This window comes from Chloroflexus sp., from assembly GCF_034431535.1.
In the GTDB taxonomy this organism is placed as follows: domain Bacteria; phylum Chloroflexota; class Chloroflexia; order Chloroflexales; family Chloroflexaceae; genus Chloroflexus.
Map to the genome: position 1 here is coordinate 192,791 of NZ_DAOUDC010000027.1, position 12,816 is coordinate 205,606.

Sequence of the window (12,816 nt, forward strand, 5' to 3'; positions counted from 1 at the left end):
ATGATCAAGAAATATCGTCGCAAAACGGTTGGTCAGGCGCTGGTCGAATTCGCCCTCGCGGCTACGGTCATCTTTTTCCTGCTCGCTGCCGCTGTTGATCTCGGCCTGATTTTCTTCACCTTGCAGGCTCTGCGCGTTGCTGCTCAAGAAGGCGCTACGTACGGCAGTTATCCGGTGGTTGTGACGAATAATAGCGGTCAAGTGACGGAGGTGCGGCTGAATTACCGCGAGATTTTCAATCGTATTCGCACTGCTGGCGGCACGCAACCATCAGGCATTGTTAATCTCTTTGATCTGAATGGGGATGGAATTGATGACGCTAATCAGAATGCTGTCTTTGACCCAAACAACCCAACAAACCCAAACGGATTTGTGATAATTGAAAACCCGCGCGGCGCCAATCCGGCTAGCCTAAGCGGCACGTGCTCAACAACAACACCGCGAACTGATATGCGCAATGCTGGTCAGAATTGTTGGATCCGGGTTACTGTGCGGTACCGTTACCGGCTCTTCTTCCCGTTTGCGCCAGCATTTGGTCGCGAGATTGTTTTGCCTGTCACACATACGATGCCTATTCGTAGCCAGTTTGTCGGTTAATGATCTGCGGTCCGTCGCCGTATCATCAAAGCTTCAACACGAAAATGCCAACGCAGCAGATGGAGGCAATCAATGGAAATGAAACGAACAAAAGCGCAACACCAGCTCCGACGGGCACGCGGGCAGAGCATTCCACTGCTGGCCCTAATGATCGTCGTGCTCGTCGGCATGGTGGCGTTGTCGGTTGACGTCGGGCGCACCTTCTCTGAAGAGCGCCGCGCCGTCTCCGCTGCGAACGCCGCTTCACTATCGGCGATGAATACGTATGTGCGCCGGCCAGCCGGTACGACGAATGCCGTTATCTACGACTCGATCGTCAATTCATTGCGATCGAACGGGATTGACATCGAAAACAATCCCAATATTCGCATGGAGGCCTATTACCTGAATGCGCGCGGCGAACCGATTTCGGGCGGCGCCCTCATTACCCGCAACGGTACAGTGGCGCCGGATAATGTCGCGTATATTCAGGTCAACCTTGAAGGCGAAGTTGACACCTTATTCGCTCGGGTTGTCAATCAAGAGCAATTGCCGATCGCGGCGACCGCCTATGCCGGCACCTGCCCGCCGACTGATGGCGTGTATCCGATCGCTGTGAGCAACGAGTACTTGAGCGGCAATGAATTCCGCAGCTTTGACGCGAATGGCGATGGCGTGCCTGATAACAACTGGACACGCCTTACTAGCGGGACGTACCGCGGCTTTACCAAGATGCGGCTCTACCCGACCGATGGCAACCAACCCGGCCAATTCGGCTGGCTGCGTTGGCTCGATGGTCGCGGCGCCAGCGGTGCGAATGCCAATAGCAACCAAGAGTTGGCGCTGGCGTTGACCGGTACCGGCACCCTCTCGCGCGGTTTCATAGAGGTGACACCGTGGCCGGCCACGAATCTGCCTCGCCCGGACAACTATCCTGAGCGACCCGGTGAGCTGAACGTCGGTGACTGGGTGTACGGTAGTTCAGGTTATAGTAATAGCATTGACGTCCGTAATGCATTGGATGCGCATATTGCCAACGGCACCCGTATGGTGCTGCCAATCTACGATGTGGTCGTTGGTCAAGGTTCGAATGCTGCTTTCCGCGTGGTGCGCTTTGGCCTGTTTGTGCTGGTCGCGTACGGTCAAGATCGTGGTAAGCCCTATTTCGATTTCATCTTCCTCGGTGATCCGAACCGGCAAGGCACTGCTTGCTCGGCGACGCCGCCGCCGCCAGAGGATGCGAGTATTGTCCGCCTGACCGGCAGTGTTGAGTTGTGGCCGGAGTACCAGATTGTCAATACCTTCCGCCGCCCGGTGCAGTATGTGGTGGTGCTTGATGTGTCCGGTTCAATGAACCTGAATTTCTATGGGCAAGGCTTCTTGAATGGTCGCCCGGCGCAGTGCGCTAGTGGCCCGCCCGGATCGCCGCCGCCAAACTCGGGTTGTAACGGTTCGCCGACCTATGCGTGGCAGCCGCAGTCAGAGCGGATTGTCTACGTGGCGAAAGAAGCGATCCGCTTGCTGATCGAGCAGACGAATATGCCGGGCAATCCGGGATACGATCCCAATCAGCCGATTGATCAAATGGCGTTAATCTGGTTTAATTCTAATGTACCGACGAGCAATCGGTTCCCGTTCAGTTCAAACCCGGCGGCGCTGAAGCAAGCTGTGCTTGATGCGGGTAAGACGAACAATAGCCCGTATCTGACCCAAGGCGGCACGAATGGTGCTGGTGCGATTTACCGGGCGGGGCAGTTGTTGCAGAATGCGCCGACGACCACCAATCAATTGGGCCGTGATTGGGTCTATCGCCGGGCCATCATCTTCGTGACCGACGGTGTGTCCAATGTCTTCTTCACCACGACCAATTCAAACCTGAACGCTGGTACCAGCGCATTCACCACCTATTCGCAAGGACACTTCTGCCGCTCATTGGGCGGTAAGGTACTCGATAACGCTGAGTGCCAGACAACCGAAGTCGGTGGTACCTATACCAACAATGCGCAGACGTATGATCGGCCGATTACTCAGATGGTGAAGAACGCGAATGCGATTAAATCGAATCAGTCGATCCAGACCGATATCTACGTGCTAGCGTTGACGGCGGTTCCGCCGACGGGTCTGCGTGATGGCGTTGCGACGACGCCACGCCACTTCTATATCGCCGATACGTTAGAGCGTGGGTCGGATGGCCTGAATAATGTTGACCGGATCATGCTGGCGATTAATGCTGATTTGGAGCGGTCGCCGTGTATGAGCGGCAGCGACGGTGAATGGCGCGGCACCATTCCGGGCAATCACTTCCAGTCGGTTGGTGGTCTGAGTTACCCGAATGTCGGTGAGGTTATCCTGCAAGATATCACGACCAACAGCGTCTATCGGACGCCGATCGTGGCCGGTACCGATGGCCGGGTGCGCTACACCTTCGAGGAGATCCCGCGTGGCACCTATCGCATGCAGGCCTATCTCTTCTACCGCCACCCGCTGGATCCGCCGACGGCCCAGCCGCGGATGTACAGCCAGATCTTTACTGGTAGTTCTAACCAGTCGGATATGGTCGTCGTCCTCGATCCATCCACTCAGGCCGGGTTCATTTCGACGGTTGAACAGAATCTGCGCCTGCGCCTCGATGGTAATGTGTGCGCAGTGAGCAATTAGGTCTCGGCACAATGCCCTCTCCCAGAACGGGAGGGGGCATTGTGTCTCGGTAAGATGCGGTTATGCAGGTAGAGTGCGCCGGCGTATACCGGCGTAACGCTTCCACCAAGCTCCGGGGAGGTTTTCGATGATGTTAAGTTCTCGCTTGCGCCGCCCCTTTGCGCTGATGGCTGCGTTAGCACTGTTGGCATTGCTGCTACCGGCATGGCCGCCAGTGCCGGCGCGCGCACTAACGGATGAAAACGGTATTGAACAGATCATCGATAATACGCAGGCCGATTTTGCTAGCGGGACGTTCCAGCGCACGGTCGTTTCGGCAGTGCCGTCATCACCCACTGCTCCGGATGTCGTCGGGGCAATTGAGTTGGCGCCGGTTGGTAAGCTCAACCGCAATAATTGGCGGGATTCCATCGCTCGCTTGCCCCAGCCGCTGAGCGATGCTCCAGTGGTAGCGTTGGGGCGCTATTTGTTTGTGATTAGCGGTGCGACTCAAGCGGCAGTAGAGGGTGCGGATCGTTCACCCTATATCTATCGTGGGGTGGTCAACCAAGTGACTGGTTCGCTAGAAACGCGTACTCCGGAACCTCCCGGCAATGATGTCTTCACGGCGTTCACTATTCCAGCCGTTGCCCCCGGCCCGGAGTGTGCTCCAATGTCCGCCCGTTCGCGCGCCGGCACGGTGGTGGTGCCGGCAACTGCCGGTTCTAACCTAGGTTATATCTTTATTGTCGGCGGCAGTATGTACAATCAAGACTGCCGAACTTATGACTTCTCAACGAATATCGTGCAGCGGGCCACGGTTGATGCCAACGGCAATATTGTTAGCAGCGGCTGGAGTGCGCCAAACAACTGGCGCTTCCCGACGCTTGATTCCAATGGCAACATCATTACTGATCCTAACTCGCCTGACCTGCTCGGTGTGCAGAATGTGCAGCTCGTCCACGTCCGCACCGGCGCCGGCAATGATTATATCTATGCGATTGGCGGCATGAGCGTCCCTTGGGATTCGTTGCTTCAGGCACAGGTGTATCCCTACGTTTTTTATACGAAGGTTGATGCTACGAACGGCAATCTGGTGCATCCCACCAACCCTAGTTCGACGATGGTTTGGGCAAGGTTAGCCGATTTGCCGTTTGACCTGCACTCCGGCACCGCGATTGCTTCCTATGCCACCCGGGTGGAAGGGGGCGTACCGGTGCAAAAGGAGGCGATCTTCCTGCTTGGCGGCTGTACTGATCTCCTTTGCAATACCCTGAACACTTCGATCCGGCGAGCTGATGTAAATCCAAATACCGGTGCTCTCACGTGGACGGCGCAAGTTGGGCATATTAACGATGCCACGCCGCCAATTAGCATCAACATTCAGGGTCGCCAAGGCGTCACCGGTCTCAGCTTCAACAACCGTCTCTACTATGTGACCGGTTCAACCACCTCCGGCGCCGCTGGCGCAACGGCGACCATCCCGGTGGCCATCTATAACGATCAGTTTTTGCTGGAGGATTTAACCGCTAGTGGTGGCTACCTTGTCGGTACGAATGAAACTGAGGATTACGTTATCCCTGGGCGGGCGCGACGAGTTAACGCTTCGGTCGCGATTGTGCCGGCTTTGCCGTCGCAAGATGGCACCGAGCCGCCAAATGCGGCATGGGTCTATGTCGTTGGCGGTTCGAATGAAGAGAACCAGCCAACCAACACCATTTTTGTCGGCGGTGTCGGCGGTGTGACTGAGTCTGAGGGTGCGAATCGTGCCTCAGAAGGTTGGTACTATTCGCAGCCATTCCCGGTGCTAACCGATGGTGAGACCTCGCGTGTGCTGGCGATCAAGTGGTTGACCGATCTGAAACCGCCAGTTACCAACCCTGAAGCCGATATTCGCATACAGTTCCGCGTGGTTGTTACCAGCAGCACCTGCCGCGAAAGTGATTTCAACCCCTCAACTGCGTTGACGAATCCGTCGCGTTGGCGTGACCTTGACGGCGATCCCGACTCGCCATTACGATCGCGCGACGGCATAAACAGCGTTCGTCTGTTCAATGCTTTCCCCGACGAGGAGCTTCAGGCGACCTGTATGCAGTACCGGGCGCAGTTTATTCAAGATCCCGGCAGCAAAACCTTTTCGCCGAAGCTGTACTACTTTGCGGTCGAAAAGGTGGTGGCGGCGAAGCCGGATATTTTGATTGACACCTTTGAGGCGCAAATCAATAATGGCAGTTTCACCAATATTGTTCTAACGTTGCGTAACTTGCGCCGGAATACCCTTGCCGCGACGCGCAGCGTGACGGCAGCAAGCGGCGGTGGCAGCTTCTTTGTTGATCTCTGCATTGCCCGGCGCACGAATCCGGCAACTCCGGCGTTAACCGCGGTGCCGGCGCCAGATCCGAATGCTGGACAGGGCGCAACCCCTGCCTGCGCAACGGTTTCGGCAAATGTACCGAAGGAGGTATTCGAGCCGGGGGCAACGTATACGGTACCGCTTAGCGGGTGGTTGAACGCGCAAACGGCGGAAGAAGCCGATTGGAATGCGATTTTCGGCACACCGGGAACCTATGATATCGGGATTGTGGTTGACTACAACGGATTCGCCGGTGAAGATGAAGAGGGGCGCAGCAACAATCGTGGCGAGACCACTTCTCTGCCGAATGGAATTATTCGCACCATAACGATCACTGCGCCACCTAACCCTGATCCAGGCATTCCCAAGGTCTTTGTGCCGGTCATCTATAGGTAGGTCTGATAGACGGTACAATCATCCGCGAACGCGCAAGGCGGGGCAGCCAAGTTGGTTGCCCCGCTTTGCATGTTGGTTTCTAATGATATGATATGCTCGGTTCATACGTGGCCATCATCGAAGTTGGTAGCGCTGGCGCGGCTCGAAGGAAAGGTCATTGCCAATGCAACCGTTTGATCAGACAAAGGTCGATCAAGATTTTAGCTTCTTGCTGAAGCATTTTCGCGCCGTCCTGAAACATGTGGGCGAACAGAGTGTGGCTGAGGCATTGCCATGGCTGCGGGCAGCGACTGACGATTCAGCTGTCTCAACCCGGTCGCTGGTGCGAGCACTCGGCATTGCTTTCCAGTTGTTGAATATTGCCGAAGAGAATGCCGCTGTCCAACAACGGCGCATTACCGATCGCGATCCGGAATTGCGACCAGAGACGGGGCGTTGGCGTGATGCGTTGCAAAAGTTGCAACGGGCCGGTTTGAGCGCCGCCGAGATTGCGGCTGCATTGCCTTCGATTGCGGTAGAACCGGTGTTGACGGCGCATCCGACCGAAGTGAAACGGGCGACGGTACTGGCGCATAATCGTGAGCTGTATCTGCTGATGGTGCGGCACGAGAGCCAGCGCTGGTCGCCGGCTGAGCAGGCCGAGATCGAGGCCGAGATTGAGACGGTGCTCGAACGGTTGTGGCGCACCGGCGATATCTTTCTCAATAAGCCGGCTGTGCCGTCAGAAGTGCGCAATGTGCTGCACTATCTGGTGAATGTCTTTCCCGATGTGCTGCCTGTGCTCGATATCCAGTTACGGTATGCGTGGGCGATGGCTGGGTTTGATCCGGCATTGTTGGCCGATCGCTGGCCGCATCTGAGTTTTGGCTCGTGGGTCGGCGGTGATCGCGATGGCCACCCCTTGGTGACGGCCGAAATTACGGCGCAAACACTGCAAGAGCTGCGGTTGCAAGCGTTGCGGTTGCTGCGCCGCCGGTTGCGTGCAGCGGCGAGCCATTTAAGTATTTCGGATATCTTGTTCCCGGTGCCGGCCGGGTTAACCGCGCAGATCGAACGGTTGGCCGCCGGGTTGGGCGAACGTGGCCAGCGCGCGATTGCCCGCAACCTCAATGAACCATGGCGGCAGGCGCTGAATCTGATGTTGGCGCGACTGCCGATAGATGATTCGCCAGCGGAAGCGGCCCGGTTGGTTGATGAACCTGGCCGGTATCGTGATGCTGCTGAGTTGCTGGCCGATCTGCGCGAGCTGGCCGGTTATCTGCGCGAGATTGGCGCCGATCGTCTCGCCGAGGCCGAGATTCGTCCGTTGATGCAACTGGTGCAGACCTTTGGCTTCCATTTGGCAACGCTTGATATCCGCCAAAACAGCCAGTTCCACGATCGAGCGTTGGCTCAGTTGCTGGCGGCAGCCGGTTTGCCGGCGGATGATTTGCTCGGCGGCGACCCTGAGCGGCGGCGGGCAATGCTCGAACGCGAGGTGGCCTCGCCGCGCCCGTTTGCCCATCCTGATACGCCGCTCGGCCCGGAAGCAGCGGCGGTGGTCGGCTGTTACCGGGTGTTGGCTGCCCATATTGCCCGTCACGGCCCGGCCGGTATCGGTCCGCTGATTATTAGTATGACCCGCGATGTGACCGATGTGCTAGTGGTCTACCTGCTGGCCCGTGAGGCTGGATTGGCAGGCGCCACCCCGGAGGGGTTGGTGTGCCGGTTGCCAGTTGTGCCGCTCTTTGAGACGATCGAAGACCTTGAGTATAGCCCGCAGATTCTGGCCGATATTCTCGATCATCCGGTGACGCGGCGGAGCCTGCTGGCGCAGGCGCATGGCGGCGAGTTGGTGCAGCAGGTGATGGTGGGTTATAGCGATAGCAATAAAGATGGTGGCATTCTGACCAGCCAGTGGGCGCTTTACCGCGCACAGCGGGCAATGGCCGAAGTGGGCCGGGTGCGTGGGGTTCGGATTCGCTTCTTCCACGGGCGCGGCGGTACCATCAGCCGCGGTGCCGGCCCGACCAACCGCTTTATCGCAATGTTGCCGCCGGGATCCTTGAATGGCGATCTGCGGTTGACCGAACAGGGTGAAGTCATTGCGCAAAAATACGCCAACCGGTTGACCGCCGCCTACAATTTAGAGTTGCTTATTGCTGGCACCACCACCCATACCTTGCTGAATCGCCAGCAGGTGACAGAACCGCACCCCCTAGAGCCGGTGATGGATTGGCTGGCCCAACAGGCGCACGCCGCCTACCGCGATCTGATCGAACGCGAAGGTTTCATCACGTTTTTCCGGCAGGCAACCCCAATCGATGTAATCGAGCAGAGCCGGATCGGTTCGCGACCGGCGCGGCGGACTGGGCAGGCGACGTTGGCCGATCTGCGCGCGATTCCGTGGGTCTTTAGCTGGAACCAATCGCGCTTCTACTTGCCGGGGTGGTATGGTGTGGGGAGTGCGCTCAGTGCGTTGCAACGAACCGATCCAGCCGCATGGAGCAAGCTGTGCGCCGAGCAGTGGGATTGGCCGCTCTTGCGGTATCTCTTGGCGAATGTGGCAACCAGTTTGCAGACGGCCCACCGTCCGACGATGCATGCCTACGCCGAATTGGTGGAAGATGCCGGCATCCGCCAGCGCTTTCTCGATCTGATTGACGCTGAATTTGAGCGTACGGAAGCTACGCTAACCGCGATTTTCGGCATGCCGCTGGCGCAACGGCGGCCACAGGTGGCCGTAACCTTGGCGCGCCGGCAAGTCGGTCTCGCGCCACTGCATCGCCGCCAGATTGCCTTGATCCGGCAGTGGCGAGCGCAGCAAGAGGCCAATGATCCGGCTGCCGAAGAGACGTTGACCGATCTGTTATTGTTGGTCAACGCGATTGCTGCCGGCTTGCGCACGACGGGGTAACGATGGTGAACGCAGCGGGCGCAGAGGGGATAAACGCAAAGACGCGAAGAACGCAAAGGGCGCGAAGATTATGATGAGGAATGGCCCAAGCGTGCTTGGGGATGCCATATCAAAACACTTTGCGCTCTTCGCGCCCTCTGCGTCTTTGCGTTATAGATGCTTTGGGTTTTTGCGATCTCTGCGCCTTTGCTTTTGAAAGTCTTTGCGCCGCTGCTTCCTCTGCGCCTTCGTATGTCAGTCTTCGTCGCCTTTGCCAAATACCAGCCGGCCAGCGCTTGATCGTTTCCCCGTCAGCCGGGCGGCCAATGCGGGCAGATACGGTAGCACTAGCGCAGCCAACGCCGCCAACAACAGTCCAAGCGAGAGTGGCCGGGTCACAAACACACTCAGATCGCCTTGGCTAATCGCTAACGCGCGGCGGAATTGTGCTTCCGCTAACGGCAGCAAAATCAAGCCGAGAATGGCTGGGCCTACCGGGAGCTGGAAGCGGCGCATGAAGAACCCGATGACGCCAATCGCGTACATCAGCAGCACGTCAATAAAGCTGTTGGCCATGCTGTAGACGCCTAACGTGCCAAAGACCAAAATCCCACTGTAAAGAAGTGAGCGTGGAATAGTTAAAATCTTGACCCAAATGCTGATAAGCGGCAAATTCAAAATTAAGAGCATGACATTGCCAATATAAAGACTAGCAATCAGCGTCCAAACCAGATCGGGAGATTTTTGAAATAATAACGGTCCCGGCTGTAAGTTGTAGATTTGAAATGCCGCTAGTAGAATTGCTGCTGTCGCTGAAGTAGGCAGACCAAGCGTTAATAATGGAACCAACACTCCGGAAAAAGCCGCGTTATTGGCCGCTTCGGGGCCGGCTACGCCTTCGATAGCGCCGTGTCCCCATTCGTCTTTGTGTTTCGAGAGCCGTTTTTCGAGGGTATAACTTAGGAAGGTCGGTATTTCAGCGCCCCCTGCCGGTAAAGCGCCGAGCGGAAAACCGATCAACGCCCCGCGCAACCATGCCGGCCACGAGCGCCGCCACTCTTCGCGGTTCATCCAGACCGAAGAGCGCACTTCAAGAATCTCTTCTTTCGTGTGGCGCAGTTGGGAAGCGACGTAGAGCGCTTCACCGACGGCAAACAGTCCGACGGCAACCACGACGACATCGATCCCATCGAGTAGTTCGACAATGCCGAATGTGAGCCGCGCTTGCCCTGATAAGACATCGATCCCGATCAAGCCAAAAAACAAGCCGATACAAAGACTGATCATACCGCGAATCAGCGATGAGCCGACCAGCGCCGTGACGCTAACGAAGGCTAATACCGTGAGCGCGAAGTAATCGGCGGGCTGGAAGAGCAAGGCAACGCGGGCCAGCAATGGCGCGACAAAGGTCAGCAAGAGCGTCGAGAGAGTGCCGGCGACGAAGGAACCGATGGCGGCAGTGGCGAGCGCAGGGCCAGCGCGGCCTGATTTGGCCATGGCGAAACCCTCGAAGGTCGTGGCGACTGAGGCCGATTCGCCCGGCGTGTTGAGCAAAATCGATGTCGTTGATCCGCCATACATGCCACCGTAATAGATACCGGCAAACATGATTAGCGCGCCAGCCGGATCAAAGTTGTAGGTCAGCGGCAACAACAGGGCAACGGTAAGAGCGGGGCCAATGCCGGGCAAGACGCCAACGGCAGTGCCGATGGTGACGCCAATGGCAGCTAAGAGTAGATATTGCGGCGTTAACGCATTGGCAAACCCGGCCAGTAAATGATTGAATACTTCCACAGGTGTTCTCGCTCACAAACCGCTCAAGATTCCGGCGGGCAGGCGCACTCCCAATAAGCGGGTAAAGGTGAGGTAGACGACCATACCGATCACGAAGCCGATAACCGTATCGCGACGCAATTGCCTGCTGCCAAGGATACGGCTGCTGAGAGGGAAAAAGAGCGTTGTGGCGATCACATAGCCGAGCGGCGATAGAGCAGCAGCATACGCAATCAACAAACCGGCCAACAACAGGGTGGTGGGCCAGTCGGTGCGCCGTTCTTCGGCAGCGACCTCGGCAATCAGCGCGTGATCGGGAAGAGCGGTTAAACGGAGCAAAAACAACCCTCCCAAGCCAAGGCAGCCAAGGCCGACAATCGTCGGAAAGACCTGTGGCCCAACCACAGTAAAGCCGGCTCCTTGGCCAATGTGAGGGGTCTGAGCGAGGATCACCCCACCCAGCCCCATCACGGCGAGCGCGACCAGCCTAAGCGCAAGCAGAGCACGGGCCTGTTCGTTCATTGTACTAGCCCAAGATCGCGCAAGACACCTTCAATGCGCTTGATCTCGTTTTGTAAAAACGTGCTGAACTCATCACCGGTGCGGAAGAAATCGCGCCAGCCATTTTTTGCCAGCGCCTCTTGCCATTCTTTGCTGGCGTGCATCTTCTCGATCGTGGCGATCACCGCCGCCCGTTGCTCGGCGGTCAGATTCGGCGCGCCAAACACGGCCCGCCAATTCATCAGCGCAACATCAACCCCGGCCTCTTTGAGCGTTGGCGCATTTACGCCCTCAATGCGCTCCTCACTCGAAACGGCCAGCATACGCATCGTGCCGGCGGCCACCTGTTCGGCAAACTCAGAAACACCTGACGCACCTGCGGTGACTGCACCGGAGAGAATGGCCGCCGTCGCTTCGCCGCCACCGGAATACGCGATATAGTTGACTTGATTGGGCGCAACCCCAACCGCTTTTGCAATCAGGCCCACCAAGATGTGATCGGTGCCGCCGGCTGAACCGCCGCCCCACGAGATTGCAGTTGGGTTGGCTTTGAAGTCGGCAATCAGCGCTTGCAGCGTCTGATACTTCGAGTCTGCCGGGACGACGATCGCTTCGGCTTCGGCAGTCAACAGCGCGATCGGTGTCACCTGCGACAGATTGACCGGCGCTTTGTTGGTTTGGATCGCGCCAACCATGACTAACCCGCCGACCATCAGCTCGTGCGGTTTGCCCTTGGCTTCATTGACGAATTGGGCAAGACCGATGGTACCGCCGGCACCGCTGACATTGTAGACCTGCACGGTCTGGCCGGTTGTCGCTGCCAATGCGGCTTGCATCGTGCGGGCAGTGCTATCCCAGCCGCCGCCGGGAGAGGCGGGGGCCATAATGTTAATCGGTTGGGTTGGATACTGAACGGTTTGCGAGGTGGCGGCCGGTTGATTGCCGCATGCGCTGAGCAGTAGCGCAAACAACAATACAAGGGTGAGGATGCGAGTCATAGCCGATCCTTTCGTCAGAGCAGCTGGGCGGATTGGATATGAACAATTGGGCAATGCTTATTATTATTATTATTATTATAATGATGAGGGTGTCTTTGCGTCAATAGCGACGCAGTACAGGCAAAGACGCAAAGAATGCCAAGGGCGCAGAGAACGATCAACACAAAGGCGTGAAGCACGCCAAGGGCGCAGAGGCTTATGAAAAGGAATGCCTCAAGCACGCTTGGGCATCCCATCTAAAAATCTTTGCGCTCTTGGCACCATTAGCGCCTTTGCGTTTAAAATTCTTTGCGCCTTTGCCCCCTCTGCGTCTTTCCTATAACGTAATCACCTGATCAGGCGAGTTGCCGGACAGCGCCGCGTAGAGATCGGGGAAGCAGTCAACCTGCACCCCGGCCACCGTGCCGGTCACGTGGCAATTACCGGGTTCACCCACCGCCAACCCGCATTCGAGTGCGCACTAGTCACACATCATCAACAAGATACCTTGCTCGGCAGCAACTTTGGCCAGTCGCTCACCCATGAGGTCGCCGGCGCGCAGCAGGTAGGTGTTATCGTCGAAGAAGAACGTGCCAACGACTTGCGCACCGTGGTTGCCGGCTTCGAGTTGGGGTGTCTTGCCGAGTTTGTCGCTAGCAGTGTGGCCGAAAGTGGCGAAGATGTACGCCACTTTCGTGGTTTCTGGCCCTTTCGATACGAAGCATTTG

General features: G+C 57.4%; 7 protein-coding genes and 1 pseudogene. 4 read left to right on the top strand and 4 right to left on the bottom strand.

Annotated features, from left to right (window positions below):
- The 4 genes from U9R61_RS07555 to U9R61_RS07570 all read left to right on the top strand — a co-directional run bounded on the left by U9R61_RS07555 (position 1) and on the right by U9R61_RS07570 (position 8,858).
- A complete protein-coding gene (locus tag U9R61_RS07555; RefSeq protein WP_322488204.1) occupies positions 1-597 on the top strand; it encodes a TadE/TadG family type IV pilus assembly protein in 597 nt (198 codons plus the stop codon).
- Between the two features lie 72 nt (positions 598-669).
- On the top strand, positions 670-3,234 hold the full coding sequence (locus tag U9R61_RS07560) for a VWA domain-containing protein (protein WP_322488205.1): 2,565 nt from the start codon (positions 670-672) through the stop codon (positions 3,232-3,234).
- A 127-nt stretch (positions 3,235-3,361) separates the two neighbouring features.
- On the top strand, positions 3,362-5,962 hold the full coding sequence (locus U9R61_RS07565; RefSeq protein WP_322488206.1) for a hypothetical protein: 2,601 nt from the start codon (positions 3,362-3,364) through the stop codon (positions 5,960-5,962).
- A gap of 163 nt (positions 5,963-6,125) precedes the next feature.
- Positions 6,126-8,858 carry a phosphoenolpyruvate carboxylase gene (locus tag U9R61_RS07570; RefSeq protein ID WP_322488207.1) on the top strand — a complete coding sequence of 911 codons (2,733 nt, stop codon included), beginning with the start codon at positions 6,126-6,128 and terminating at the stop codon, positions 8,856-8,858.
- 234 nt (positions 8,859-9,092) lie between these two features.
- On the opposite strand, the gene U9R61_RS07575 is transcribed toward U9R61_RS07570, so the two are convergent.
- From U9R61_RS07575 to U9R61_RS07590, 4 genes and pseudogenes are all read right to left on the bottom strand, one after another.
- Positions 9,093-10,631 (bottom strand): tripartite tricarboxylate transporter permease, encoded by a 1,539-nt coding sequence (locus tag U9R61_RS07575; RefSeq protein WP_322488208.1) that lies wholly within the window; start codon positions 10,629-10,631, stop codon positions 9,093-9,095.
- A gap of 12 nt (positions 10,632-10,643) precedes the next feature.
- Complete coding sequence (locus U9R61_RS07580) at positions 10,644-11,132, bottom strand: tripartite tricarboxylate transporter TctB family protein (protein ID WP_322488209.1); 489 nt, start codon at positions 11,130-11,132, stop codon at positions 10,644-10,646.
- Positions 11,129-12,109, bottom strand: a complete 981-nt coding sequence (locus U9R61_RS07585; RefSeq protein WP_322488210.1) for a tripartite tricarboxylate transporter substrate binding protein — start codon at positions 12,107-12,109, stop codon at positions 11,129-11,131. The genes U9R61_RS07580 and U9R61_RS07585 overlap by 4 nt, the downstream gene beginning before the upstream one ends.
- Before the next feature lie 316 nt (positions 12,110-12,425).
- Positions 12,426-12,779 (bottom strand): annotated as a pseudogene (locus tag U9R61_RS07590) (SaoD/DsrE family protein).
- Positions 12,780-12,816 lie beyond the last annotated feature (37 nt).